This is a genomic window from Kribbella sp. NPDC104740 (assembly GCF_055583505.1).
The window spans coordinates 893,770-918,193 of record NZ_JBVJNV010000004.1; the positions used below are offsets into that span (position 1 = coordinate 893,770).

Consider the following 24,424-nt stretch of genomic DNA (forward strand, 5'->3'; position numbering starts at 1 on the left):
GCGTCGCTAGTGTTCGCTGTCAAGGAGGTGGTCGGGATGCTGACGGGTAGCCGCAAGGAGAAGGCGGCCGGGACCGAGGCCGCGCTGAAGCAGGCCGCGCGCGAGGTGTTCGCCGAGCGCGGGTACCTGAACACGAAGATCACCGACATCACCGCGGCGGCCGGCCGCGCGACCGGCTCGTTCTACAACCACTTCGCCAGCAAGGAGGAGCTGCTCGAAGCACTCCTGACCGACATGCTCGCGGAGGCCGACACCGTCGTACTGGACGATGCGGAGCACTCAGCCGACTTCAGCGACCGGGCAGCGATCCGGTGGCACGTGGCGATGTTCTGGCGGTTCTACCAGGCGCACCTGCCGGAGATGGTCGCGCTGAAACAGGCGTCGATGGTCGACCCGGTCCTGGCCCGGCGGCTCCAGCAACTCATGGCCGACGACGACGCCCACATGGTCGAGCACTTCGCCCATCTGCCGAACCCACCCGCGGACCCGACACATCACATCTCGGCGATGAACGCCCTGATGGAGGGCTTCGCCTACCAGTGGCTGGTCGTCAATGCCGCCGACGGGCGCACGATCGCCGAGGACGAGGCGGTCGACCTACTGACCGACCTCCTGCACCACGGCTTGGCGGGCAGCTGATCAGTCCTCCGGCGGCGGAGGCTCCTCCGCGCCTTCCCGTTCGTCCCGGTCCGCCCACTCCAGCAGCGTGTCCAACGTGTACGGGTTGTCGTCGATCGCCGCGTGCAGATCCCCGAGCTCCGCGAACCGCGCCGGCACCGTCGCGATCGTGAACTCCCGCGGCTCCACGTCGTCCACCTCGTCCCACCGGATCGGCGTCGACACGGTCGCCTCGGGATTCCCCCGCACCGAGTACGCGGCCGCGATCGTGTGATCCCGCGCATTCTGATTGAAGTCCACGAACAACTTCTTCGGATCGCGATCCTTACGCCACCAGGTCGTCGTCACATCCTCCGGCGCCCGCCGCTCCACCTCCCGCGCGAAGGCCAGCGCGGCACGCCGTACATCAGAGAACCCGTGCTCAGGCTTGATCCGCACGTACACGTGCAGCCCCGACCCACCCGACGTCTTCGGATACCCATCCGCCCCGAGCTCAGCCAACAGCTCCCGCGTCACGTTCGCCACCTTGCGCACCCGATCGAACGGACACTCCGGCATCGGATCCAGATCGATCCGCCACTCGTCCGGCTTCTCGGTGTCAGCCCGCCGGCTGTTCCACGGATGGAACTCCACCGTCGACATCTGCACCGCCCAAGCAACATGCGCGACCTCGGTCACGCACAGCTCGTCGGCCGTCCGGTTGTACCGCGGAAACTTCACCCGCACGGTCTCCATCCACTCCGGAGCCCCGTGCGGCAACCGCTTCTGATGCACCTTCTCGCCCGCGACCCCCTCGGGAAACCGGTGCAGCATGCACGGCCGCTCCCGCAACGCGTTCACGATCCCGTCCCCGACCGCCAGGTAGTACTTCACCAGATCGAGCTTCGTCTCACCCCGCGCCGGAAAGTACACCCGATCCGGATTGGAAATCCGCACAACCCGCTCGCCAACCTCCAGCTCGATCGCCGGCGACTTGCTCTTCGCAGCCTTCTTCGCCCCACCCTTAGACCCCGCCGAGGACTCAGCCATACCGCCAACCTAACCGCCCCAGGGGACATCCAGCACTCACCAACCCGTCACAACCCACCTCGCACGCGCGCCCCCAGGCGGCAGACGCCGGTCAGGCGCCGGGTTACTGAGTGCTGCACGTCCGCCGGCTGATCGACCGACACCCACCACTGACCAACCACTGTCGACCCCGCCGCCTGCCCGCCCAGCCGCACCCGAAATTCCAGCCCACCGCGCGCTTGATCAGTGCTGCATGTCGACGCCATCCAGTTCCCGACCCGCGGCGAGGGCCCGACCCCGGCCGTCAGACCAGGCGCGTCAACCACCCGTGGTCGTCGGGGATCCGGCCGTACTGGAGGTTGAGGAGGGTCTTCCGCAGAGTCGCGGTGATCGGGCCGACGCCGTGGTTGACCTCCGGGTTGCCGATGACGAGGTCGCCCTCGGGCCAGGCGAGACGCCCGATGGGGGTGATGACGGCGGCGGTCCCGGAGGCGAACACCTCGGTGATGTCACCCGACCGGACGCCTTCGCGCCACTCGTCGGCGGAGACGCGGCGTTCGACGACGGTGTGGCCGAGGTCGCGGGCCAGGTCGATGACCGACGTACGGGTGACCCCTTCGAGGATCGAGCCGGAGAGCTCGGGGGTGACGATCGTGCCGTCGGCGTGGACGAAGAAGAGGTTCATGCTGCCGATCTCCTCCAGCCAGCGGCGCTCGACCGCGTCGACGAAGGCGACCTGGTCGCAGCCGTTCGCAACCGCCTCGGCGAGGGCGGCGAGGCTGGCGGCGTAGTTGCCGCCGCACTTGGCCGCGCCCGTGCCGCCCGGCGTGGCGCGAATGGAGGAGGTGGTCAGCCAGATCGACACCGGCTTCGGACCGGTCTCGAAGTACGCACCGGCGGGAGAAGCGATGACGCCGAACAGCACCTCGTTGGCCGGCCGCACACTCAGCGCCGCCTCGGTGGCGATCATGTACGGCCGCAGGTACAGGCTGCTCTCACCAGACTCGCTGGCCGGCACCCAAGCCTCGTCGACGGTCAGCAGCGCACGCAGCGCCGCGATGAAGTCCTGCTCCTCGACCTGCGGCAGCGCGAGCCGCCGAGCACTCCGCTGGAAGCGCGCCGCGTTCAGCTCAGGCCGGAACGACCAGACCGACCCGTCCTCGTGCCGGTACGCCTTCAGCCCTTCGAAGATCTCCTGCGCGTAGTGCAGCACAGCGGCCGCCGGGCTCACCTTGAGCGGCGCGTACGCCGTCACCCGCTGGTCGAACCACCCGCGATCAGCCGACCAGTTCGCCACCACCATGTGGTCGGTGAACGCCTGCCCGAACCCAGGCTTGTCCAGCACCGCCGTCCGCACCGCCGCACTCGCCGGGTCGCTCCGCAGCTCCAACTGGAACTCCCACGCGTCTGTCATCGCCACTCCATGCTCCGCCGTTGTCACCCTCGGCACGCTACCCCTGCCCATCCCCACCACTCGACCCGCTGCCCACACTCCGACCCGCAAAGGGCCGTCGTCGGAGGAGCTCGCGGTAGTCGCGCACTGCTGGTCTGGTGAGGGCATCGCCTTGTAGGGCGGCTAGTACGCGGGCGCCGGCGTCGTAGAGGGCGGGGGTGTGCCAGGGGTCGTCTAGCTCGACCAGCGTGGCCATGGCCATCGCCAGTCCGGTGGTGATGTCGCCGTCGCGCACCAGACACTCAGCTAGTAGGAGCCGAAGCTCAGCTCCTTCTCGCTGCCGCTCGACCGGGCAGAGCCCGAGCGCGCGATCCAGCGCCCGGTACGCCGAACAGGTGTCGCCTAGAACGGTGTGAACGAAGCTCTCCACACCTGCTGCCTCGTACGCCGCCCAGCCGAACACCGACGACGCGTTGTGGTCCTCCGCCGGCAGCAGCCGCGCGGCGGTGAGCGCCTCCTCGCCGCGCCCGAGCAGCGCCAGCAGCCGAGCCTGTGCTGCCAGGGCGCGTGCCCTGCTGCACGCCTGCTCTGCCAGGGCGGGCGGCTGCGCTGCCACCACACGCGCTCGGTCGGACGGCTGCGTTGTCGGGGTGTGTGCTCGGTCGGGGGAGTGCGCCGCCAGCTCGAGCGCGTCAACAGCCGCGCGCAGCAGCTCGTCGGAGCGGTCGGCTGCGGCAGCGACCGGCGTACTGAGCAGCTGCCAGCTCCTCGCCTGGCTGGCAATCCGGTGAGCGCCGCAGGTGTCGGCGGTCGTGCGAGCCGTCCGCCACCAGCGGTCGGCGGCGCGAGAGTGGCCCAACGCCGACAGCGTCAGCGCAATCAGGATGCCGAGCTCGGCCGCGGGAACGGCGAGATCACTCGCGCCGGGACCGGCCGACCGGTGGAGGAGGTCGAGGTCGGCGGTCAGCGTGGGCAGGAGATCCGCCGCTGGGGTGAGTGTGAAGTCGCGTGCGTGCGCCGCGGTAAGGGTGGACCACTCCGCCGTTGCTGAGGACCGGCCGAAGGAACCGGCTACCCCGTGCCGCACTGCCTCCAGCAGGTCGGCTTCGGCCAGCAGTGGCCGGATCCGGCTCGGCACCGCGCGGTCCTCGGCGACTGGTGCCACCCGGCCGAACTGCGATGGCGCCTCCCGGCCGGACAGCGGTATCGCGCCGGACTGCCGCGGCTCGCCAGGCCCCGGCGCCCCGCCGTGCTGCGGCACCGCTCCGGGACGCGGCTGGGCTGTAACAGGGGAGCAGCGCTGGAAGGCTCGGGTGAGGGTGTCGGTGGTGTTCAGCTCGCGGTCGCAGAGGGTGGCTAGGTGGGCAGAGCCTGGGCGGCGGCCGCGTTCTATCTGGGACAGGTAGCTGTGGTCGTAGCCGACTCGGGTTGCTAGCTGGCGGAGGCTCAGGGCTGCTGCCTGGCGGCACCTCCTGAGTTGTACGCCGAACGGTTCCAGTGCTGTGTCCGCCACAGGTCCTCCCCCCACTGCGTGCGCACTGTGGTTGCGGTGCGTGTCTCGGACGCTACAAGGGCCTACCGACAGAAAGGGGGAGTTGCTGGGGGCTGTGGGCTGTTTCAGGAGCCCACGGATCACACCTGGTGGGGGCAAGGGGGCTGTAGAGATGCTGGTGGTGTGGACCGGCAGGGGATGACACAGCAGGGGCCGCGGGCCTTCTCGCTGGTGCAGCCCGATGGTGGGGCGGTGGCGGAAGGTGTGCTGTGGGGAGACGGGGTGGTGGCTGTCAGGTGGTGTGGGCAGGGGACTGCTGTGTCGGTCTGGTCAGGTGGCTTGGAAGCGTTGCTGACCGGGCACGGCCGGGACAGCAGCACCGAGGTGCGCTGGAGTGAACCACCAGCAACAGCGGACCCAGAACCAGTGGTGGACCGCCCGCCCGGGCGCCCACCCCCGTACCTCCCCGCACCAACCCCCGACGGCCGCTGCACCCGCTGCGACGGTCTCTGGCCCTGTCTCGACTGTGGGTTCTGACGAGACAACGGTGTCAGCAGCCTGCGGCGTCGGTTTACTCTGAGCTGTCAGGGACGGATCGTGCACGAAATAGGAGTGTGGGTGGTGCAGGAGCAGATGGAGGGGTCGCCGCCGGTTCGCACCGATCCGTTGGATGAGCTCGATGAGCAGTTGGCTCGGCTGCGCAGTGTGGCGGACGAGTTGCGGGGGTCGCGGGGGAAGCCGGTGCTCACGGGGAATCAGGTGGAGCTGATCGAGGACGGGCCGACGTTGCTGCGTGCGTACGAGCAGCTGCAGGAGGATGCGCGCCGCGAGGTTCGGGTGCTTGATCGGCCGCCGTACGTGACGCCGCCGTCGACTCAGCAGGCGTTGGAGCTCGAACGGTTGCAGGCGGGGATCGGTTATCGGGCGATCTACGGCACCGAGGTCTTCGAGAGTGAGGACATCATGGGGGTCCTCCCCGAGTTGCAGGCGGCGGGGGAGCGCAGTCGGGTGCTCGCGCAGATTCCGTTGAAGATGGCGGTCGGTGACGACGACACCGCGCTGATCGGGCTGACCAAGCGGTCGCCGTCGGAGCAGCATCTGCTGATTCGTTCGTCCGGTCTGCTCGACGGGTTGATCGCGACGTTCGAGATGCTCTGGGCGTTGGCGATCCCGATGCCGGCGCTGCCGTTCGACGGTGACTTCCATGGGCTGCGGCCGCATGATCGCGACATCTTGCTGCTGCTCGCCGGCGGTGCGACCGACGACATGATCAGCCGCCGGCTGCGGATCAGCCCGCGGACGACGCAGCGCCGCGTGCGCGCGCTGATGGAGTCGCTCGGTGCTCAGACCCGCTTCCAGGCCGGCGTACAAGCGGCCCGTCGCCGCTGGATCTAGTGATGCAGATCACCAGCGAAGCTGGATAGCATTTCGCTACCGAGGTGTTCAAGAGAGCATGACCACTCTCGAACTCCCCGCCACCCTCGCTCGCCGCAGCAAAGCCAAACCCCTGAGCCGCAGAGCCAGCTTCTGGACCGCGGCCGCAGTAGCCGCAATCAGCCTCTGGACCAGCGCCGCCCCCACCACCGCGTACCCGCTCTACGCCAAGACGTGGCACCTGACCCCCACCGCCACCACTGCGATCTTCGCTGTGTACCCGGTCGTCCTGGTCGCCTTCCTGCTCGTCTTCGGCCAGCTCTCCGACTACATCGGCCGCCGCGCCACCATGCTGTACGGCGTCGGCGCGATGCTCGCCGGAGTGCTGCTCTTCGCGGTCGCTCCCTCGGTCGGCTGGGTGTACGCCGGCCGCGCGCTGATGGGCGCCGGCGTCGGCATGGCCCTGACCGCGGCCACCGCCGCAGCGGTCGAGTTCAGCGCCGAAGGCAAGGCGTCCCGCGCCTCCTCGGTCGTCACCGCCGCGACAGCGGCCGGTCTGGCGCTCGCCACGATCGTCGGCGGCGGCCTGATCCAGTACGCGCCGCTCCCGCTGCACCTCGACTTCTGGGTCCTGCTCGCGGTGATCGTCGGCCTGCTCGGTTTCGTCTGGCGGCTGCCCAAGCACACCCGCGACGAGAGCCGCGGCAAGTGGCGCCCGCGCCCGATCTCGGTCCCGCAGGGCATCCGCACCCTGTACGCCGGTGCCGCCGCGGCGGTCACCACGGCGTACGCGTTCGGCTCGGTCTTCCTGGCCCTCGGCGCACAGATCGCGCAGCAGCTGATCGGCACCAGGAACATCTTCACCATCGGCCTGATCCTGTCGATCACCTCGGTGATGATCGGCGTGACGGCGATCCTGGCCCGCCGCTTCCCGCCCCGCCGCCTGGTCCTGGTCGGCGCGGTCGTCACGCTGGCGAGTCTGGCCCTGCTCGAGTACGCCGCCAACGCGCACTCGCTGCCCGTCTTCCTCGCCACCACCGGCCTGGCCGGGATCGCGTACGGCCTGCTGTTCTCCGGCGGGCTCGGCTTGATCAACTCCCAAGCGCCGGCCCACCACCGCGGTGGAACCATCGCCGCTGTCTACCTGGTCGCCTACGTGCTGCAGGGCGCGATCGCGCTGGTGCTCGGTATCGTGGCCACCGCTTCGGGCCTGAGCGTCGCGCTGCTGCTCGGCACGATCGTGATCGGCACGCTGGCCCTGCTCGTGACGACCGTCGCCGGCGTCGTACCGGCCCTGCAAAAGTCCACCCTGCAAAGGAGCTGAAGCGATGAGCCCGCTGACCAAGGACCGCCCCGTCCCGAACTGCTCGATCGCCCGCGCGGTCGACATCGTGGGCGATCGCTGGGCCTTCCTGATCGTGCGGGAGGCGCAGTTCGGGTCGACCCGGTTCGCGGAGTTCCGGCAGGTGCTGGGGATCGCGCCGAACATCCTGACCAGCCGGCTGACCGCGCTGGTCGAGGGCGGCATCCTCGAGAAGCGCGACTACCGCGACGAGGGTGAGCGGGTCCGGTCGTCGTACCACCTGACCGAGGCGGGCGAGGACCTGAAGTTGGTGCTGGCCGCGCTGCAGCAGTGGGGAGACAAGCACGTACCGCGAGCCGACGGCCCGACCGTGCTCCGGCGGGACACCCACGGCGGAGGGCTGGTCTCAGTGGGCTTCGTGGACGAAAAGGGATCGGCGGTTCCGGAGGACGAGGTGGTCTTCGAGCCGATACCGGGTGGTCCCTCCGACCGCAGTACCTGGCGATAAAGAGCAACGGGCCCGGCCGCCGAAGCGACCGGGCCCGTCCCGCGAACAAGAACTAGTTGATCGTCACGACCGTCCCCGCACGGTTCGGGAACTCGACGAACCCGGTCGACCGCTGATCGGTCGGCAGTCCCGCCCACGAAGCCGTGATCTGGAACGGCTTCCCCGCCGCAGGCGCCCGCGTCGGCGTGACGGCGAGCGAGCTGCCGCCGGTCACCACGTTGGTCTGCATCGTGTACGCCGTGGTGTCGGCGCCCGGCGGGTTGGTCAGGGTGATCGCGAGGACACCCCAGACGCCCGGCTCCGGCGCGGACAGCGTCGCCGAGGCCTGGTTGGATCCGTCGCCCTGGAAGGACAGCGCCTGCATCTGGCCGTTCACGACCTTGTAGAGCACCAGCCAGATGCTGCCGGCCGGGTCGACGGTCTTGATGTTCCACTGCACGGCCTTGGTCGCGGCCGTGACGGTGACCGGGTAGTTCGGCAGGTCGGCGTCGGCCGAACCGGCCGGGACGTCACCGGCGACGAGCGGCGCGGAGACCACGCCGTACGCCTTGACCGGCATGCCCGACGTCCCGGCGGTCGCCTCGAACGACGCGCTGCCGGAGGCACCGGAGCCCTTCACCTCGACCGGGGCGATCGCCGACGTCGGCTTCACGACGATCGGGCTGCGGACCGAGGTCCCAGCGCCCGACCAGGTCAGCCAGCCGGTGGTGGAGACGTTCGAGAGGCCGCTGTCCAGGGTCAGCTTGACCGTGAAGGACTTGGTCTGGCCGGCCTGCAGGTTCAGGATCGACGGCGTGACGACCGCCTTCATGCCCGGCACCGAGACGGTCGCCCGGTAGAGACCACCGGTCACCGCGGTCACCCGGCGGGTGATGGTCTGCGTGCCGACCAGTTGGCCGACGGCGATCGACGGCGCGTTGTAGTTGCTCGGGGCAATGGCCGGTACGCCGGTCCCGGTGCTCACGCCGGAGCCCTCCAGGTAGCCGAGCCAGTCGGCGTCACCGGAGTCGTAGACCAGGCCGGGGGAGAGCATCTTCGACGGCTGGACCTCACCGGCGCCGCGGGCGAACGGGTCGTTGTCGACCGAGCCGTCGGCCTTCTTGACGTCGCTGGTGGTGGTCATCAGCGCCGACTTGACCATCATCGGGGTCCAGTCCGGGTGCTTGGCCAGGTAGAGCGCGGCCAGGCCGGCGATGTGCGGAGCCGCCATCGACGTACCGGAGTAGAAGGCGAAGCTGTGCCCGTCGTTCGACGGCGGGGCGACCGCGGCGAGCACGTTCACGCCCGGCGCCGCGATGTCCGGCTTGAGCAGGTTGCCGTTGCTGGACAGCGACGGGCCGCGCGACGAGAAGTCCGCGATCTGCGGGTACGCCGTCTTGACCGAGGTCTGGTTGCCGACGGTGAACTGGGCGGTGGCGCCCGCCGTACCGGCGTACGTCTTGACCGCGAGCGAGCCCGGGGTGTTCAGGTGGATGGTCGGGACCGAGTGCGAGTCGGCGACCATGTCCTGGTTGGTCAGGTTGAGCAGGACCATCGCGATGCCGCCGGCCCGCTTGACCTCGGCCGACTTGTCGACACGGGCGCCGACGCCGCGGTCGCAGACCACGATCTTGCCGGCCACCTTCGCGGAGTCCAGCGTGTTCGGCAGGCACTGCGAGCCGTCGTACTCGGTGCTGGCCTCGGTGCGGCCGGCCGCGCCGGTGACCAGCGGCTTGCCGGCGATCGAGCCGGCCAGCGTGGTGCTCAGCCCGGCGTACTTCTCACCGTTGCCCAGGACAACGGTCGACTCGTACGGCGCGACGGTGCTGGCCGCGACCGTGGTCACCCACGGCGAGGTGTTGTCCAGCGTCGACTCGTACGGGCCGGAGTTGCCGCCCGCGGCCGAGACGAAGATGCCGGCCGACGCGGCGGACAGGAAGGCCAGCTGGACCGGGTCGACGTGCGAGGACTCGAACTGCGAGCCGACCGAGTAGTTGATCACGTCGACGCCGTCGGCGACGGCCTGGTCGATCGCGGCCAGGATGTCGGAGGTGTAACCACCCGAGCCGACATCGTCCTTACCGGTCCACAGCGCCTTGTAGACGGCGATCTTGGCGGCCGGCGCGACCCCGGAGATGGTGCCGAAGTTGATGCCGCTCTCGGCGACGTCGACGCCGGCCCGCCCGGCCGCGGTGGTCGCGGTGTGGGTGCCGTGGCCGCCGCCGTCGCGCGGGGAGGCCCAGTCGTCGCGGGCCTCGGGCGGCGTCGCGCCGAGCCAGCCGTCGCCGAAGAACTTGGCGCTGATCAGCTTGGTGTTGCACAGGTCGGCGGTGAAGTTCTCGCCGGCCTGGCAGGACCCGGTGAAGTCGTTGCCGTCGGCCTTGTGCATCACGATGCTGTCGCCGGAGCGGTACGGCTTGTACGGGTCGGCCTCGGAGGGCTTGCCGCCGAGCTTCGGGCCGGACACCGACGCGCTCTCGGGCCAGATGCCGGTGTCGACGACACCGACGACGACGCCCTTGCCGGCCTCGGCGTTACCGCCGAGCGCCTTCCAGACGCCGGCGTTGCCGGACAGCTTGAGGAAGTCGGCGGGCTTCTTGTCGTCCAGCGTCTTGTGCAGCTGGTCCGGCGTCACCGCCAGTACGCCGGGCGTCTTCGCGAGGGACGCGGCCTGCTGGCCGGTGAGGTCGGCCCGGAACGCGTTGATCGCCGTGGTGTAGTGCCGGCTGGCGGTCGCGCCGACCTTGGCGGCGACCTGGTTGTGGCGGCCCTGCAGGTAGGTGCCGTAGCGCTTGGCGTCGGTCGTGGCCGGGTCGACCTTCTTGCCCTTGGCGGGCTTGGTCGCCTTCAGGCCGGCGACACCACCGGCGTACGTCGCCAGCGGCTTGTCGGCCAGCGTCACGACGTACTTGCCGGGAGCGAACTTCGGCAGCTGGAGCTTGCTGGACAGGTTGTCGGGCTGGGGTGTGCCGACGGCCGGTTCGGTCAGCGCCGCGTTGCCGGCGGGTGCCGCGAACGCGGTCAGGCTGAGGACGGCGGCCGCGATCAAGGCGGTTCGTCGTCGCAGGGACAGGTGGTTCACGCAAGGCCTCCAAGGGTGCGGCTTGGTCGGCGAGATCCTGCCAACCTTGCTCGGCCGGCACACGGTTTTGGCTGCATCCAGCCACTGACGGGAAACCGCCAGTGACTCCCGGGCGTCGGGAATCCGACAGGACGGCGTCTTGACGAAGACTTTTGAAGATTCTCTACTTATCTCATGCGCAGCCGACTCTTCCTCGCCCTCGTCCTGATCGGGGTGGTCGCTGTCGCGTCCCCTGCGCAGGCCGCCAACATCCTGACCAATCCCGGCTTCGAGACCGGTTCGCTGAGCGGCTGGACCTGCTCCGGCGGCTCGGTGGTCTCCAGCCCGGTCCGCACCGGCAGCCACGCGCTGCAGGGCGGTGTGACCAGCTCCGACTTCGGCCAATGCAGCCAGACGGTCGCCGTACAGCCCAGTACGGCGTACACGCTGTCGGCGTGGGTCCGTGGCTCCTACGTCTACCTGGGCGTGACCGGCGGCGCCTCCACCTGGACGCCGTCGGCCGGCAGCTACACGCAGCTGACGGTCTCGTTCACCACTACCGCGTCGCAGACCTCGGCGCAGATCTACCTGCACGGCTGGTACGGGCAGCCGGCGTACCAGGCGGACGACGTGAGCCTGGATGGACCTGGTGGCAACCCGCCGACCCAGGGCGCGCCGAGCGTGCCCGGTACGCCGTCAGTCACCGGCACGACCAGCAGCTCGATCGGGCTGAGCTGGGGAGCCTCCACCGGGACGGTGACGGGCTACCGGGTCTACGAGGGCTCAACCGTGGTCAAGACAGTCACCGGCACCAGTACGACGGTTGACGGGCTCAGCGCCTGCACCAGCCACAGCTACTCGGTGGCGGCGTACAACACGCAGGGGGAGTCGGCCAAGAGTGGGCTCACCAGTGCGACGACCAGCGGGTGCACCAGCACCGGGCTGCCGAAGCACGCGCTGATCGGCTACCTGCACGCCAGCTTCGCCAACGGCTCGGGCTACGTGCGGATGGCCGACATCCCGTCGCAGTGGAACATCATCAACCTGTCGTTCGGCGAGCCGACCTCGGTGACGTCGGGCGACATCCGGTTCAACCGCTGCCCGGTCGCGGAGTGCCCGAACGTCGAGAGCGACGCGGACTTCCTGGCCGCGATCAAGGCCAAGCAGGCGGCCGGCAAGAAGGTGCTGCTCTCGATCGGCGGCCAGAACGGACAGGTCCAGCTGACCACGACCGCGGCTCGCGACGCCTTCGTCAGTTCGGTCGGCTCGATCATCGACCGCTGGGGTCTGGACGGCCTCGACGTCGACTTCGAGGGCCACTCGCTCTACCTGAACCCCGGCGACACCAACTTCCGCAGCCCGACCACGCCGGTCGTGGTGAACCTGATCTCGGCGCTGAAGACCCTCAAGGCCCGGTACGGCGCGAAGTTCGTGCTGACGATGGCCCCGGAGACGTTCTTCGTCCAGGTCGGCTACCAGTTCTACGGCGGCAACGGGACCGGCGACAACCGGACCGGCTCTTACCTGCCGGTCATCCACGCGCTGCGGGACGCGCTGACCGTGCTGCACGTCCAGGACTACAACTCCGGACCGGTGATGGGCCTCGACAACCAGTACCACAACATGGGCGGCGCCGACTTCCACATCGCGATGACCGACATGATCAAGGCCGGCTTCCCGGTCTCGACCACCGGCCAGACCTTCCCGGGCCTGCGCGAGGACCAGATCGCCTTCGGCCTCCCGGCCGCCGTCAGCGCCGGGAACGGCCACACCGCCCCCGCGGCCGTTCACCAGGCGCTGGACTGCCTGGTCAAGGGCCAGAACTGCGGCGGCTACACGCTCCGCGGCGGCGCCAGCCCGGCGTTCCGGGGCCTGATGACGTGGTCGATCAACTGGGACAAGTACTACAACTGGGAGTTCCAGAACAGCCACGCGCCGTACCTCGCCGCCCTGCCCTGACCTGGGCGGATGCCCGGCCGCTCGTCCGCCTGTGGATGAATCGCTCCCACCGGCGGGCGGGCGCTGGTATGAAAGAGGCATGACAGCGTCGACTTCCCGCCCGGTGATCATCACCGTGGACGACGACCCCGGGGTGTCCCGGTCGATCGCCCGTGACCTGCGCCGCCGGTACGGCGAGGAGCACCGGATCGTCCGGGCCGAGACCGGTATGCAGGCCCTGGAGGCGCTGCGCGAGCTCAAGCTGCGCGGCGAGCCGGTCGCGCTGCTGCTGGCCGACTACCGGATGCCGCAGATGACCGGCATCGAGTTCCTGGAGCAGGCGATGGACCTGTTCCCGCTCGCCCGCCGGGTGCTGCTGACGGCGTACGCCGACACCGACGCCGCGATCCAGGCGATCAACGTGGTCGACCTCGACCACTACCTGCTCAAGCCGTGGAACCCGCCGGAGGAGAAGCTCTACCCGGTCGTGGACTCGATGCTGGAGCTGTGGAAGACGACCCCGGAGCCCTCCAGCGACGAGACCCGGGTGATCGGCCACCGCTGGTCCGCGCCGTCGTTCGCGGCCCGCGACTTCCTGGCCCGCAACGCCGTGCCCTACCGCTGGTACGGCGTGGACGACGACGAGAGCAAGCGGCTGCTCGACGCCGCCGGTGTCGACGGAACGACCCTGCCGGTGGTGATCACCCCGGACGGCACGGTCATGGTCGCGCCGAGTGAGGCTGATCTGGCAGCGAAGGTCGGGCTGTCCACCTCGCCGGCCGAGGCCTTCTACGACCTGGTCGTGGTCGGCGGTGGGCCCGCCGGCCTCGGTGCCGCCGTGTACGGCGCCAGCGAGGGGCTGCGGACAGTGCTGGTCGAGCAGTTGGCGACCGGTGGCCAGGCCGGCCAGTCCAGCCGGATCGAGAACTACCTGGGCTTCCCGGACGGCGTCTCCGGTGCGCAGCTGACCGACCGGGCCCGGCGGCAGGCGGTGCGTTTCGGCGCCGAGTTGCTGACGGCCCGGCAGGTCGTCGAGCTGGACACCACCGGCTCGGCCCGGCGGCTGAAGTTCTCCGACGGCAGCGAGATCTCCGCGCACTCGGTGATCCTGGCGACCGGCGTCTCGTACCGGACGCTGCAGGCGCCCGGCGTCGAGGAGCTGTGCGGCCGCGGCATCTACTACGGCTCGGCGACCACCGAGGGCCCGAGCTGCGCCGGCCAGGAGGTCTACATCATCGGCGGCGCGAACTCCGCCGGTCAGGCCGCGGTCTACTTCGCGAGCCATGCCAAGCGCGTGCATATGCTGGTGAGAGGCGCTTCGCTCGAAGCGACCATGTCGTCGTACCTGATCAACCAGATCGAGGCGATCGACAACATCGAGGTGCACACCTGCACGCAGGTGGTGTCCTGCAAGGGCTCCGACCACCTCGAGGTGCTCACCCTGCAGAACAGTGCGACCGGAGAGACGCGGGAGGTGGACTCGGAGTGGCTGTTCGTGTTCATCGGCGCCGCACCCCGGACGGACTGGCTGCCGGGCGGTCTGCTGCGCGACGACCGCGGCTTCGTGCTGACCGGTCCGGACCTGCGCGGCAAGCCGCCGGGCTGGGCGCTGGAGCGGGAGCCGTACCACCTGGAGACCTCGATGCCGGGCGTCTTCGCGGCCGGCGACGTCCGGGCCGAGTCGGTCAAGCGGGTCGCCTCGGCGGTCGGCGACGGCGCGATGGCCGTGACGCTGGTGCACCGATACCTGGAGATGCTGTGAAGAAGGAGACGGTTCGATGAGCGCCGAGGCGGTTCCGGAGTCGCAGCGGATCAGCATCGACGAGCTGCGCACGCTGTTCCTGTTCGAGAGCCTGACCGACGAGCAGCTCGGCTGGTTGTCCCGCGAGGGCACCGTCGAGGCCTACGAGGAAGGCATCGTCTTCAGTGAGGGCGACGAGGCCGCCAGCTGCTACATCCTGCTCACCGGTGGGCTGCGGATGTGCAAGCTGTCGCACGGTGAAGAGGTCGAGATCAACCGCAGCACCCAGCGTGGTGTGTACGCCGGTGCGGTGACCGCGTTCCTCGGCGCCGACGAGCGCAAGTCGTACAACGCGACGATGCGGGTGCTCGAGCCGTCCACGTTCTTCGTGATCACCGCCGACACGATGGCCACGATGATGAACCAGTGGTTCCCGATGGCGGTGCACCTGATCGACGGGTTCGTCCAGGGCATGCGGCGGACCAACGAGACGATGGGCGAGCGGGAGCGGCTGCTCGCGCTCGGCTCGCTGTCGGCGGGGCTGACGCACGAGCTCAACAACCCGGCGGCGGCCGCCGTACGGGCATCGGCGACGCTGCGGCAGCGGGTCGCCGGGATGCGCGCCAAGCTGGCGATGCTGGCCGACGGCACGCTGGATGCGACCAAGCTGCACAAGATCGTCGAGCTGCAGGACGACGCGGTCGAGCGGCTGGCCAAGACCGTCGGCAAGGAGGTCTCGCCGCTGGAGCTGTCCGACGCCGAGGACACGTTGTCCGACTGGCTCGACGACCACGACGTGCACGCCGCCTGGGACGTCGCGCCGGTGCTGGCCGCGGCCGGGCTGGACGTGCCGTGGATGGAGAACGTGCTGACGACGGTCGGCCCGGCGTACCTCGAAGGCGCGGTGCGCTGGCTGATGTACACCATCGACACCGAGTCGCTGATGAACGAGATCGACGACTCGGTGACCCGGATCTCGACCCTGGTCGGCGCCGCCAAGCAGTACTCGCAGATCGACCGGGCACCGTTCCAGGTGGTCGACCTGCGCGAGCTGCTGAAGTCGACCCTGGTGATGATGTCCGGCAAGCTGCAGGGCATCGAGGTGGTCAAGGAGTTCGACCCCGAGCTGCCTGCGATCCCGGCGTACGCCGCGGAGCTGAACCAGGTCTGGACCAACATCATCGACAACGCCGTCGGCGCGATGAACGGCTCCGGCACCCTCACCCTGCGGACGAAACGCGACGGCCACTACGCGGTCGTCGAGATCGGCGACACCGGCCCCGGCATCCCCGCCGAGATCAAGCGCCGCATCTTCGAGCCGTTCTTCACCACCAAACCGATCGGCGAGGGCACCGGCCTCGGCCTCGACATCTCGTGGCGCATCGTCGTCAAGAAGCACCACGGCGACCTGCGGGTGGAGTCGGAGCCGGGCAAGACGGTCTTCAAGATCGTGCTACCGCTGGACCCGCAGCAGGAGATCGAGGCCCAGGCGGACCTCATCTAGTTGTTGCTTTGGGCAACCAGGCGAGGATCGCTTCCAGCGCGTCCTGGTCGAGGTGGCCTGCTTCCTGGTAGTTGGCCGGTGTCGAGGGGCCGGTGCCGGGGATGAACTGGTGGTTGGCGGCGGCGATCACGGTGATCGTCGCCGCGGGTACGCCGTCCCGCCAGCCGGGGAGGTCGTCCTCGACGGTGACCTGGTAGTCGCGGCCGCCCTGCAGGACGAGGATCGGTACGTCGAGCTTCGCCGCGGTGGCGACCGGGTCGTAGGCGCGCAGATCGAGCCAGTACGAACCGGGTGCGCCGAACGGCAAGTCGGACTGCGGGGTCTTCGGCGAAAGGTCCGGGCTGTCGACGACGGCTGCCTGGCGCTCGAACTGCTCGACGAGCTCGGCCGGAACCATCGCCGGGTCGATCGACGCCAGGTACCTCATCACCCGGACGGCGGCATGCTGCATCGGCTGGGTGTCGCCGGCCATGATCACCAGGCCCGCGATCTTCGGCTCCGCGGCGGCGACTTTCGGGGCGGCCTTGCCGCCCATGCTGTGGCCGATGAGGTACACCTGCTCGACGTACTTGCTCAGCATCTGTACGGCGGCGACCGCGTGCGGGACGTACTCCTGCGTCATCGTGAACCCCGGCTGGGTGAACAGCTCGGGGTAGGTGAAGCTCGGCTTGTCGTACCGGAGGACGGCGACGCCCTGGCTGGCGAGTCCCCAGGCGAGATCCTTCAGCGGCTTGTTCGGGCCGCTGGTCTCGTCGCGGTCGAACGGGCCGCCGCCGGTGAGCAGGACCACGCCGGTCCCGGTGCTGTCGTGCGGCAGCGTGAGCGTTCCCTGCGTCGGGCGGTCGTCGACGTCGAGGGTGAGGTCCTGCTCGGTGAAACGGTCCGGATGGGCGTACGGCGGCGGGGTCCAGGTCATCGCGGTCTCACCTTTCTCAGTATTTGAGAAAGGTAGCACGGCGTGAGATCGTCGGGCCATGGGTCCGCTGGAACTGCTCGGTCACCCGGTCCGGCTCCGGATCGTGCACGCGCTGCGCGGCGGTCGGGTGCTGACCACGGCCGCGCTCGGCGAGCACATCCAGGACGTCTCGAAGGCGACGCTGTACCGGCACGTCGAGCTGCTCGTGGAGGGCGGCGTATTGGAGGTGGCCGAGGAGCGGCGGGTGCGCGGCGCGGTCGAGCGGCTGTACCGGCTGCGGCTGGACCGCGCGTCGATCGACCCGGCGCTGATCGCGACCCTGACCGCTGACGACCACCGGCAGGGCTTCGCCGCCGCGATGGCCGTACTGGTTGCCGAGTTCAACGGCTATCTGGATCGGCCGTCGGCTGATCCGGTGGCCGATCTGGTCGGCTACCGGCAGCATGCGATCTGGCTGACCCCGGAGGAGCTTCTCACGCTGATCGAGAACCTGCGGGCGGCGATCCTGCCGGTGCTCGGGAATGAGGCGACGCCCGAGCGGGGGCGCTATTTGCTGAGCCCGATCCTCTTCCCGGTCGAGGAACCCTAGGCGACCTGGTCGGTCGGGCGGATGGTGAGCTCGTTGACGGTGACGTGGTCGGGCTGCGTGGCGGCGTACAGGACGGCGTTGGCGATGTCTTCCGGGCTCAGGGTGCGGACGGAGGCGTAGAGCTTCGCGGCCATCGCGAGGATCTGCGGGTCGGTGACGTGGGAGGCGAGCTCGGTGTCGACCATGCCGGGGGCGATCGAGACGACGCGGACGCCCTGGGCGGTGACCTCCTGGCGGAGGGCCTCGGTGAAGGCGTTGATGCCGAACTTGGTGGCCGCGTAGACGCCGTTGCCTGCTGACGCCGATCGTCCGGAGGTCGACGACGTCTGGATCAGGGTGCCTTTGGTTTCCAGGAGGTGGGGGAGCGCGGCGTGCGCGACGTACATGCTGCCGAGGAGGTTGGTGTGGACCATGCGGTTCCAGTCCGCGGTGTCGGCGGTCTGGACCGGGCCGACCAGCATCACGCCGGCGTTGTTCACCACCAGGTCGAGCCGGCCGAAGCGCTCGACAGTCGTGGCGACGGCGTCTCGTACGGACTGCTCGTCGGTGACGTCGAGCTTCACGGCGACGATCTCGCCGCCGGCCTCCTGGGTGGCGGTCAGCTCCGCCAAGCGCTCGGTACGGCGTGCGCCCGCGACGACCTTCATCCCCGCGCCCGCCAGCGTTCGCGCGACCGCCGCGCCGATCCCCGACGACGCTCCGGTGACGAGCGCGACCTTGCCTTCCAGTGACTGCATTGCTGTTCCTCTCGAGGGTTAACCTGACCGGATGGTCCGTTTAGTTCAACCGTAGCACCTAACCGGACCGGGCGGTCAACTTAGGTATGCTGGTCCTGTGAGCAACGAACGAGCGGATAGCCGCCCCTTGCGCGCAGACGCAGTACGCAGCCGCGCGCTGCTGATGAGCGCCGCGCGAGACGTCTTCGCCGTCCGCGGGACCGAGGCGTCGGTCGCCGAGATCGCTCAGGCGGCCGGCCTCGGCAAGGGCACGGTCTTCCGGCACTTCGCCCACAAGGACGACCTGGTGGTCGCGATCGTCGACGAGATGGTCGACGACCTCGTGGCGACCACCGAGCAGCTGCTGCACGCCGACGACCCGGCCGAGGGACTGCGCGGTTTCATGGTCGCCGGGATCGAGCTGCAGGTGCACAACCAGGCGTTCTGCGACGTCGCGGCGGGCGCCGCCGTACGCCAGCATCCGGTACTTCGTGGGAAGATCGCGCGCCTGGAGTCAGCGGTCGAGGCGCTCGTCGACCGGGCGCGCCGGGCGGGCGCCGTACGAGACGACATCACCGGCCAGGACGTGATGCTGCTGCTGACCGGCGTCTACCAGACGGCCGCACCGATGCTGCCGGAGTCCCCGGAGATCTGGAAGCGGTACTTGGCGCTGACCTTCGACGGCCTGCAGCCCGCGGCCGCTCGCCCGCTGCCCGCGTAGCAACAGCCGATCGAGGCTGTACCGGCCGACAGGAGGTCTCCGCAGCGGCGGCTGATCCGCCTGAGTCCCACACCTTGCAACCCCACCCGCGACCAGAACCGCGGCGACCACCTCTTGTCGCTCGGCACCGAGTCCATCTTTGTGCACGGGGCAGTCGGAATCGACGGCGAATGGCGACTGAATCGTGCTCAAAGTGAGGCTCGATCCGGAGTCGGGCGATGAACGTGCGAGGAGAGGGCGGCGCGGGACGTGGGGTGCGCGGGGAGGGGCGGTGGGTGTCGAGTGGTTGTTCCGCGTGGGGGCGGCAGGCGCCGTGCTGGTGTCGGGTGGTTGTGCCGGGTGGGGCGGCAGGCGCCGTGCTGGTGTCGGGAGGTGTGCCGGGTGGGGCGCGGTGCTGGGCGGCTGTGGTGAAGGGGTGCCTAGCGCAGAGCGGTGCCGTGGGTGTGGGTGATGAGGGTCAGGTCCTCGCGGGTGGGGAGGGATTCCCAGTCGCCGTAGCCGCCTACGCAGAAGGCTCCTGAGGTGGTAGCTCTTGCCAGGCGGGCTTCGGCGGGGAGGGTTTCGAGGGTGGCTGAGAGGTAGCCGGAGACGAAGGCGTCGCCGGCGCCGATGCTGTCGACGACGGTGACGGGGAGGGCTGGTTGGTGGAGGGTGCCGGTGGGGGAGTGGGACCAGGCGCCTTTGCCGCCGGCGGTGACGACGACCTCTTGGATACCGGTGTCGAGGAGGGCGGTGACGGGGTCGGTGGCGTCGGTGAGGAGGTCGAGTTCGTCGTCGGAGGCGAAGACGGTGTGGACCGACGGGAGTAGTTGCCGGAGGCACTCAGCTGCGGAGTGGCGGGACCAGAGGCGGGAGCGGTAGTTGACGTCCAGGGACACCTGTACGTCGCTCGCGGCCTCGGCGATCGCGAGGGTGGCGGCGCGGGCGGAGTCGGAGAGGGCGGGGGTGATGCCGGTGAGGTGGAGCAGGCGCGGAGCCGCGGTCTCGAGAGCGGTGACGCACTCCTCGGGGGTGAGGGTCGAGCCGGCGGAGCCGCGGCGGTGGTAGCTGACGCGGGTGATGTCGTGGGCCGGTTGGTCGAAGGCGATGAAGCCGGTGAAGTCGCTCTCCGAGAAGCGGACGTACGCCGTACCGACGCCCTCGGCGCGCAGCGTGCGCTGGATCAGGCGGCCGGGCTCGTCGTTGCCGACGGCACCGAGCCAGGCGACGTCGTGGCCGAGGCGGGACAGGCCGATGGCGACGTTGCTCTCCGAGCCGGCGATGGACAGGTGAGCCTCGCCGCCCAGGCGCATGGCGGCGCGGGTGCGGAGGGAGACCATGGTCTCCCCGAGCGTCAGGACGTCAACGGCGGGCAAGGTCGCCCCCGTGTCAGCGGTCGCGGAGCGCGTTGCCGATCGGGTGGCGGCGTCAGACATCCGCGACTGCCTTCAGGAAGGCGGCGGCCCGCTCGGCAAGAGCCTCCTGCGAACCGCCAGTACCGGCGTCGCCCAGCAGCGGCGAGCCGACGCCCACCGCGAGCGCGCCCGCAGCCAAGTACTCCGGCGTCGTCACCGCGTCCACTCCACCGACCGCGATCAGCGGCGCCTGCGGAAGCGGCGCACGCAGCTCACGGAAATAGCTCGGGCCGTAGACCTTCGCGGGGAAGATCTTCACGGCAACCGCGCCCATATCAAGCGCCCCGACCACCTCGGTCGGCGTCAGCGCCCCGCACAGCAGCGGCAGCCCGAGCTGCACGCTGCGCGTCGCGCCGCGCGTGATCGCCGGCGTGACGACGAAGCCAGCGCCCGCGGCGGCGACCTCGTCGGCCTGCTCGGGGGTGATCACCGTTCCGGCCCCGATCAGCACCGACGGCGCGAACTCCGAGCGCGCCTTCGCGATCGCCTCGGCGCCGCCGGGCGTCGTGAGGGAGACCTCGAGGGTGTCGATCCCCGCGGCGACCAGCGTGCGAACGCACTCCAGGGCGCGGTCGGCGCCGTCCGCGCGGATGATCGCGAGCACCTTGCGACGGTTCAGTTCTGCCAGCAGATCCATGGTGTTCCTCCAGCTCCCAACGCTATCCGACCGGCTCCGCGGTCACGGTCAGCCGCCATTCCAGCTCCCCGGACTCCGAGACGACGGCTGTGTCGCCGGGGCCTGCTTCGTCCAGCCCGAACACCCGCCCGAGCATCGGTTCGACGCCGAGACTCCGGTACGGCGTACCGGCCGGGAAGCCGCCGAGGTTGCGCCACAGGGCGGTCGATACTGGTTGCCCTGGGCAACTCAGGTCTAAGGTGAGGCGCCGGCCGCGATCGCGGACCGAGGCGGACGGGGTGTCGAGTACGGCGCCCACGGCGCTGCCGTCGGAGGGGCCGTAGGTCCCGAGGCCGTGCGAGGTGGGCCAGGTATCGGCGGCCCAGGGGGAGTCGTCGAGGTAGAGGCGACAGGCAGTGCCGTTCGGTACGTCGATCGAAGCGTCGACGGCACAGTCGAGCAACGCGTGGGCCGCCCAGACAAACCGGTACCCGGCTGGAGCGGTCAGTCGGTAGTCGGCGGTCACCGTCAACTGGTCAGCAACGATCTTCCGACGCAGCAGCGTCCCGTCCCACTCGACCGAATCCCACGATCCGTCGCTCGTCCACTCCTGATTCCACAGCCCACCATGATCAGGGACACCCCGCACAGTAGGAAAGCACTCGTCCAAGCCGCCCGCGTCGGTGAATGCGACATCTCCGGTCCGAGGCTCCGAAACCAACCCCGGCCCAGCCCACAACCACTCCCGCCCGCCGAGCACCAGCGACGTCCACCGCCCGCCGTCGGCGAGGTCCGTTCTCACCATTCCGCGAAGGACCCGTCGGCGTGCGCCCACACCGGGTTGCGCCACGCGTGACCCTTCTGATCAGCAGCCCGTACGGCGGCCTCGTCGACCGTGATGCCGAGTCCGGGCAGCGGGTTGTACTCCGCGTGCCCGTCGACCCACGTGAACGGCGCCGGGTCGACGACGTACGACGTGAGGTCGTTCGCGACGTTGTAATGGATGCCGCGACTCTGCTCCTGGATCAGGAAGTTCGGCGTCGCGAACGACACCTGCAGCGACGCGGCCAGTGAGATCGGACCGAGCGGGCAGTGCGGAGCGAACAGCGCGCCGTGCGTCTCGGCGAGCGAAGCGATCCGCCGCAGCTCCGAGATCCCGCCGGCGTGCGACACGTCGGGCTGCACGACAGCGACCCCGGCATCCAGTGCGGGCATGAACTCGGATCGGCTGTAGAGCCGCTCGCCCAACGCGATCGGCACCGTCGTACCGCCGACGATCGAAGGCAGATGCCGCAGATGCTCCGGCAGCACCGGCTCCTCGACGAACAGCGGATGCTGATCCTCGACGGCGTGCAAGATCCGCCGCGCCCCCGCGACCCCGACCCGACCGTGCAGGTCGATCGCGACGTCGAGCGAGTCCCCGAGCACCGACCGCGCAGCACCGAGCCGCTCGACGATCCCGGCGACCTCCGCGCGCGAAGGTGACGGCTGGATCAGCCCGCTGGCGTTCATCTTCACCGCGGTCATCCCGGCCGCGACCTGTTCGGCGACCTGGTCCGCGATCTCGGCGGGCTCGTCACCGCCGACCCACGCGTACACCCGCGCCCGGTCGCGCACCCGTCCGCCGAGCAGCGACGACACCGGAGCGCCGTACACCTTGCCGGCGATGTCCCACAGCGCGTGGTCCAGCCCGGCGACGGCGCTGCTCAGCACCGGTCCGCCGCGGTAGAAGCCGCCCTTGCTCAGGGTCTGCCAGTGCCGCTCGATCTGCAGCGGGTCCTGGCCGATCAGGTACTCCGACAGTACGTCGATCGCGGTCCGCACGAGCTCGGCGCGGCCCTCGACGACTGGTTCGCCCCAGCCGACGACGCCGTCGCTCGTCTCGATCCGGCAGAACAGCCAGCGCGGAGCGACCAGGAACGTCTCGATCCGTTCGATCTTCACTTGCGACCCCGGGCGGTCTTCTTCGCGCCGGTACCGCGGACGTCGGACAGGTCCTCGGCGGCCTTCGCGAGCAGCTCGCGCATCGCCAGCTCCGCGCCCTCGGGGTCGCCCGCGCGGACGGCCTCGACGACGCGCTGGTGGCTGGGGACGGGATCGTCGGACGGCTTGGCCTTGTGCACCAACCGGTCGCGGCCGGCCAGGCCGGTCTCCATGATGACCTCCATCTTGGTCAGCAGCTCGTTACCGGTCGAGGCCAGCAGCGCCTTGTGGAAGGCCAGGTCGGCCTCGGCCGCGGAGAGGTCGTCGGTCGCCGAGGCCATCGCGGCCAGCGCGGTGTCGAGTGCGGCGAGGTTCGCGTCGTCGGCGCGGATCGCGGCCAGCCGCGCGGCGGCGGGCTCGACGATGCCGCGGACCTCGTGCAGCTCCTCGAGCAGCTCCGGCCGTACGTCGTCGTCGAAGTGCCAGCGGATCATGTCCGCGTCGAGCAGGTTCCAGTCCGAGCGCGGGCGGACGAAGGTGCCGCGCTTCTGCCGCGCGTCGACCAGCCCCTTGGCGGTCAGGACCTTCAAGGCTTCCCGTACGGCGGTCAGGCTGACGCCGAGGTCGGCCTGCAGGTCCGGCACGTTGATCGTCGCGCCCTCGGGGATCTGCCCCGACAGGATGCGCTGTGCCATCACCTCGACGATCTGCCCGTGCAGACCGCGCGACATCCCGCGTTGAATCCCCGTCACGCCGTTCTCCCCACCCTGGTCGTCCACAACGTCATACCCGCTCCACCACACCTCGCGCCGGACGCTCGCCGGTGGACGGCACCGGCGATCCTGTGCCCGCGGACGCCGCCACTCACGCGGAGTCCTTGACCGCGGTCCAGCCGCCGTCGACCGCGAGTGTCGCCGCGGTCACGAACGACGCCTGGTCCGACAGCAGGAACGCGACCGCCGCGGCCACCTCGTCGGGCCGCCCGAGGCGCCCGATCGCGGTCGCCCGCGCGCTCTGTTCCTTGCCCTCGGCGCTGACCCGGTCCCAGGCCGCGGTGTCGACCGGTCCGGGGAGCACCGTGTTCACCCGGATCGTCGCGCCGTACTCGACCGCGAGCTGCCGGCCCAGCGCGACCAGCGCGCCCTTGGACGCGGCGTACGCCGGGTGTCCGGGGATCCCCGCGACCGCGTGCACCGACGACACCAGCACCACCGACCCACGCGCGGCGGCCAAGTCGTCGTACAGGGTCCGGAAGCCGAGGAAGGCGGCCGTCAGGTTCACGTCGAGCTGCCGCTGCCAGGACGACGGTGCCATCTCGTGCGCCGGCCGGACCTCGATCGTGTAGGCGTTGCTGACCAGCCCGGAGATCGGCCCGAGCTCGTCGCGTCCCCGCGACAGCACCTCGGCCCACGTGTCCGGTGACGAGACGTCACCGACGACGCCGATCGCGCGCCCCGGGATCTCCTTGCAGGGCTGGAGATCGACCTGGACGACGGCGTCACCGTCCGCGAGCAGCCGCTCGGTGCAGGCCGCACCGATCCCGGTGGCGGCACCGGTCACCACGATCACACCCACGCGGCTGTCCTTTCCTTCGATGAACGAGGCCTCAGTTGATCGTGAGCAGCCTGTC

Annotated in this window: 21 protein-coding genes; 9 read left to right on the top strand and 12 right to left on the bottom strand. The window is 69.9% G+C overall.

The genetic code is table 11. The features are described 5' to 3' along the window. Positions 1–36: 36 nt before the first annotated feature. Positions 37–639, top strand: a complete 603-nt coding sequence (locus tag ACZ6Z4_RS25380) for a TetR/AcrR family transcriptional regulator (protein ID WP_465569155.1) — start codon at positions 37–39, stop codon at positions 637–639. Here the strand turns inward: ACZ6Z4_RS25380 and ligD are convergent, their stop codons facing one another. The 3 genes from ligD to ACZ6Z4_RS25395 all read right to left on the bottom strand — a co-directional run bounded on the left by ligD (position 640) and on the right by ACZ6Z4_RS25395 (position 4,532). Beyond that, positions 640–1,647, bottom strand: a complete 1,008-nt coding sequence (gene ligD / locus ACZ6Z4_RS25385) for a non-homologous end-joining DNA ligase (protein WP_465569157.1) — start codon at positions 1,645–1,647, stop codon at positions 640–642. Positions 1,648–1,930: 283 nt separating this feature from the next. After that, positions 1,931–3,040: a branched-chain amino acid aminotransferase gene (locus tag ACZ6Z4_RS25390; RefSeq protein ID WP_465569159.1), complete on the bottom strand. Its 1,110-nt coding sequence runs from the start codon at positions 3,038–3,040 to the stop codon at positions 1,931–1,933. Between the two features lie 37 nt (positions 3,041–3,077). Then, positions 3,078–4,532 carry a helix-turn-helix domain-containing protein gene (locus ACZ6Z4_RS25395; RefSeq protein ID WP_465569161.1) on the bottom strand — a complete coding sequence of 485 codons (1,455 nt, stop codon included), beginning with the start codon at positions 4,530–4,532 and terminating at the stop codon, positions 3,078–3,080. A gap of 597 nt (positions 4,533–5,129) precedes the next feature. Here ACZ6Z4_RS25395 and ACZ6Z4_RS25400 point away from each other — a divergent pair. The 3 genes from ACZ6Z4_RS25400 to ACZ6Z4_RS25410 are packed head-to-tail and all read left to right on the top strand — an operon-like array spanning position 5,130 to position 7,696. After that, the gene (locus ACZ6Z4_RS25400) at positions 5,130–5,906 is read left to right on the top strand and encodes a helix-turn-helix transcriptional regulator (RefSeq protein WP_465569163.1); all 777 of its coding nucleotides are present in this window, start codon (positions 5,130–5,132) and stop codon (positions 5,904–5,906) included. Positions 5,907–5,964: 58 nt separating this feature from the next. After that, complete coding sequence (locus tag ACZ6Z4_RS25405) at positions 5,965–7,209, top strand: MFS transporter (RefSeq protein ID WP_465569164.1); 1,245 nt, start codon at positions 5,965–5,967, stop codon at positions 7,207–7,209. A gap of 4 nt (positions 7,210–7,213) precedes the next feature. Beyond that, positions 7,214–7,696: a winged helix-turn-helix transcriptional regulator gene (locus tag ACZ6Z4_RS25410; protein ID WP_465569166.1), complete on the top strand. Its 483-nt coding sequence runs from the start codon at positions 7,214–7,216 to the stop codon at positions 7,694–7,696. Positions 7,697–7,748: 52 nt separating this feature from the next. Here the strand turns inward: ACZ6Z4_RS25410 and ACZ6Z4_RS25415 are convergent, their stop codons facing one another. Continuing rightward, positions 7,749–10,757 (bottom strand): S8 family serine peptidase, encoded by a 3,009-nt coding sequence (locus tag ACZ6Z4_RS25415; protein WP_465569168.1) that lies wholly within the window; start codon positions 10,755–10,757, stop codon positions 7,749–7,751. Between the two features lie 174 nt (positions 10,758–10,931). On the opposite strand from ACZ6Z4_RS25415, the gene ACZ6Z4_RS25420 reads away from it, so the two are divergent. From ACZ6Z4_RS25420 to ACZ6Z4_RS25430, 3 genes are all read left to right on the top strand, one after another. Beyond that, positions 10,932–12,695: a chitinase gene (locus ACZ6Z4_RS25420; protein ID WP_465569170.1), complete on the top strand. Its 1,764-nt coding sequence runs from the start codon at positions 10,932–10,934 to the stop codon at positions 12,693–12,695. A gap of 79 nt (positions 12,696–12,774) precedes the next feature. Next, complete coding sequence (locus tag ACZ6Z4_RS25425) at positions 12,775–14,436, top strand: NAD(P)/FAD-dependent oxidoreductase (RefSeq protein ID WP_465569172.1); 1,662 nt, start codon at positions 12,775–12,777, stop codon at positions 14,434–14,436. 16 nt (positions 14,437–14,452) lie between these two features. Then, positions 14,453–15,919 (top strand): ATP-binding protein, encoded by a 1,467-nt coding sequence (locus ACZ6Z4_RS25430; RefSeq protein WP_465569174.1) that lies wholly within the window; start codon positions 14,453–14,455, stop codon positions 15,917–15,919. Here ACZ6Z4_RS25430 and ACZ6Z4_RS25435 read toward each other — a convergent pair. Further along, positions 15,912–16,835, bottom strand: coding sequence for an alpha/beta hydrolase family protein (locus tag ACZ6Z4_RS25435; protein WP_465569176.1), 924 nt, complete (start codon positions 16,833–16,835; stop codon positions 15,912–15,914). The genes ACZ6Z4_RS25430 and ACZ6Z4_RS25435 overlap by 8 nt on opposite strands. 58 nt (positions 16,836–16,893) lie before the next feature. Between ACZ6Z4_RS25435 and ACZ6Z4_RS25440 the strand changes: the two genes are divergently transcribed. After that, complete coding sequence (locus ACZ6Z4_RS25440) at positions 16,894–17,424, top strand: helix-turn-helix domain-containing protein (RefSeq protein WP_465569178.1); 531 nt, start codon at positions 16,894–16,896, stop codon at positions 17,422–17,424. On the opposite strand, the gene ACZ6Z4_RS25445 is transcribed toward ACZ6Z4_RS25440, so the two are convergent. Further along, a complete protein-coding gene (locus ACZ6Z4_RS25445) occupies positions 17,421–18,161 on the bottom strand; it encodes an SDR family oxidoreductase (RefSeq protein WP_465569180.1) in 741 nt (246 codons plus the stop codon). The genes ACZ6Z4_RS25440 and ACZ6Z4_RS25445 overlap by 4 nt on opposite strands. A gap of 97 nt (positions 18,162–18,258) precedes the next feature. Between ACZ6Z4_RS25445 and ACZ6Z4_RS25450 the strand changes: the two genes are divergently transcribed. Further along, a complete protein-coding gene (locus ACZ6Z4_RS25450; protein ID WP_465569182.1) occupies positions 18,259–18,861 on the top strand; it encodes a TetR/AcrR family transcriptional regulator in 603 nt (200 codons plus the stop codon). Between the two features lie 419 nt (positions 18,862–19,280). Here the strand turns inward: ACZ6Z4_RS25450 and ACZ6Z4_RS25455 are convergent, their stop codons facing one another. The 6 genes from ACZ6Z4_RS25455 to ACZ6Z4_RS25480 form a co-directional block, all read right to left on the bottom strand. Continuing rightward, on the bottom strand, positions 19,281–20,276 hold the full coding sequence (locus ACZ6Z4_RS25455; RefSeq protein WP_465569184.1) for a sugar kinase: 996 nt from the start codon (positions 20,274–20,276) through the stop codon (positions 19,281–19,283). Next, positions 20,269–20,892: a bifunctional 4-hydroxy-2-oxoglutarate aldolase/2-dehydro-3-deoxy-phosphogluconate aldolase gene (locus ACZ6Z4_RS25460; protein ID WP_465569185.1), complete on the bottom strand. Its 624-nt coding sequence runs from the start codon at positions 20,890–20,892 to the stop codon at positions 20,269–20,271. Before ACZ6Z4_RS25460 ends, ACZ6Z4_RS25455 begins: the two co-directional genes overlap by 8 nt. A gap of 22 nt (positions 20,893–20,914) precedes the next feature. Next, entirely contained in the window at positions 20,915–21,676 is a 762-nt protein-coding gene (locus ACZ6Z4_RS25465) for a hypothetical protein (protein ID WP_465569187.1), read from the bottom strand. Then, complete coding sequence (dgoD, locus tag ACZ6Z4_RS25470) at positions 21,670–22,815, bottom strand: galactonate dehydratase (RefSeq protein ID WP_465569189.1); 1,146 nt, start codon at positions 22,813–22,815, stop codon at positions 21,670–21,672. The genes ACZ6Z4_RS25465 and dgoD overlap by 7 nt, the downstream gene beginning before the upstream one ends. After that, positions 22,812–23,546, bottom strand: coding sequence for a FadR/GntR family transcriptional regulator (locus tag ACZ6Z4_RS25475; protein WP_465569191.1), 735 nt, complete (start codon positions 23,544–23,546; stop codon positions 22,812–22,814). The genes dgoD and ACZ6Z4_RS25475 overlap by 4 nt, the downstream gene beginning before the upstream one ends. A 112-nt stretch (positions 23,547–23,658) precedes the next feature. Then, a complete protein-coding gene (locus tag ACZ6Z4_RS25480) occupies positions 23,659–24,369 on the bottom strand; it encodes an SDR family NAD(P)-dependent oxidoreductase (RefSeq protein ID WP_465569193.1) in 711 nt (236 codons plus the stop codon). Positions 24,370–24,424: the final 55 nt, after the last annotated feature.

What these genes read in the sequence shown, in the direction of transcription:
- ACZ6Z4_RS25380 (WP_465569155.1), top strand. Translation starts at nt 37, where the DNA reads ATGCTGACGGGTAGCCGCAAGGAGAAGGCGGCCGGGACCGAGGCCGCG.
- ligD (WP_465569157.1), bottom strand. Translation starts at nt 1,647, where the DNA reads ATGGCTGAGTCCTCGGCGGGGTCTAAGGGTGGGGCGAAGAAGGCTGCG.
- ACZ6Z4_RS25390 (WP_465569159.1), bottom strand. Translation starts at nt 3,040, where the DNA reads ATGACAGACGCGTGGGAGTTCCAGTTGGAGCTGCGGAGCGACCCGGCG.
- ACZ6Z4_RS25405 (WP_465569164.1), top strand. Translation starts at nt 5,965, where the DNA reads ATGACCACTCTCGAACTCCCCGCCACCCTCGCTCGCCGCAGCAAAGCC.
- ACZ6Z4_RS25410 (WP_465569166.1), top strand. Translation starts at nt 7,214, where the DNA reads ATGAGCCCGCTGACCAAGGACCGCCCCGTCCCGAACTGCTCGATCGCC.
- ACZ6Z4_RS25420 (WP_465569170.1), top strand. Translation starts at nt 10,932, where the DNA reads ATGCGCAGCCGACTCTTCCTCGCCCTCGTCCTGATCGGGGTGGTCGCT.
- ACZ6Z4_RS25425 (WP_465569172.1), top strand. Translation starts at nt 12,775, where the DNA reads ATGACAGCGTCGACTTCCCGCCCGGTGATCATCACCGTGGACGACGAC.
- ACZ6Z4_RS25430 (WP_465569174.1), top strand. Translation starts at nt 14,453, where the DNA reads ATGAGCGCCGAGGCGGTTCCGGAGTCGCAGCGGATCAGCATCGACGAG.
- ACZ6Z4_RS25435 (WP_465569176.1), bottom strand. Translation starts at nt 16,835, where the DNA reads ATGACCTGGACCCCGCCGCCGTACGCCCATCCGGACCGTTTCACCGAG.
- ACZ6Z4_RS25440 (WP_465569178.1), top strand. Translation starts at nt 16,894, where the DNA reads ATGGGTCCGCTGGAACTGCTCGGTCACCCGGTCCGGCTCCGGATCGTG.
- ACZ6Z4_RS25445 (WP_465569180.1), bottom strand. Translation starts at nt 18,161, where the DNA reads ATGCAGTCACTGGAAGGCAAGGTCGCGCTCGTCACCGGAGCGTCGTCG.
- ACZ6Z4_RS25455 (WP_465569184.1), bottom strand. Translation starts at nt 20,276, where the DNA reads ATGTCTGACGCCGCCACCCGATCGGCAACGCGCTCCGCGACCGCTGAC.
- ACZ6Z4_RS25460 (WP_465569185.1), bottom strand. Translation starts at nt 20,892, where the DNA reads ATGGATCTGCTGGCAGAACTGAACCGTCGCAAGGTGCTCGCGATCATC.
- ACZ6Z4_RS25465 (WP_465569187.1), bottom strand. Translation starts at nt 21,676, where the DNA reads ATGGTGAGAACGGACCTCGCCGACGGCGGGCGGTGGACGTCGCTGGTG.